Origin of the sequence: Acinetobacter lwoffii (assembly GCF_024129355.1) — a bacterium.
GTDB classification, from domain to species: domain Bacteria; phylum Pseudomonadota; class Gammaproteobacteria; order Pseudomonadales; family Moraxellaceae; genus Acinetobacter; species Acinetobacter lwoffii_I.
Genome location: NZ_JAMXXP010000101.1, coordinates 1 through 423, shown reverse-complemented (window position 1 = coordinate 423; position 423 = coordinate 1). Strand labels below are relative to the sequence as shown.

The 423-nt window shown below is 40.7% G+C and carries 1 pseudogene; it reads left to right on the top strand.

The annotated features are described in order from the left end of the window. Nucleotides 1-423 (top strand): annotated as a pseudogene (locus NI468_RS16450) (IS4 family transposase); the annotation flags it as partial.

Genomic DNA, 423 nt, shown 5'->3' with positions numbered 1-423 from the left:
AAAAGCTAAGTCATCTCGGAGCAAAGTCTATTCCCCGAAGCACGCTGGCACGAATCAATGAGCAGCAGCCTGCTGCCTTGTATCAACAGCTATTTTACAAGTTGCTTAAATACTATGAACACTCAAAAGTAGCTCATAAATTTCGCTTTAAGAATCCCTTGTATTCCTTGGATGCCAGTCATATTGACCTGTCGCTTTCCTTATGTGAATGGGCCAAAGTTCACAACTCAAAAGCCAGCATGAAACTCAGCATAGGATTGAATCACAGCAATGATATTCCTGAGTTTGTTACAGTTGAAAATGGCAAAGAAAATGACATGGTACAAGGCCGTAAATTCCAGTTTCCTGCTGGCAGCATTGTAGTTTTTGATAAAGGCTATGTCGATTACCAATGGTATGCAAATCTGACTGCTCAAAACATTG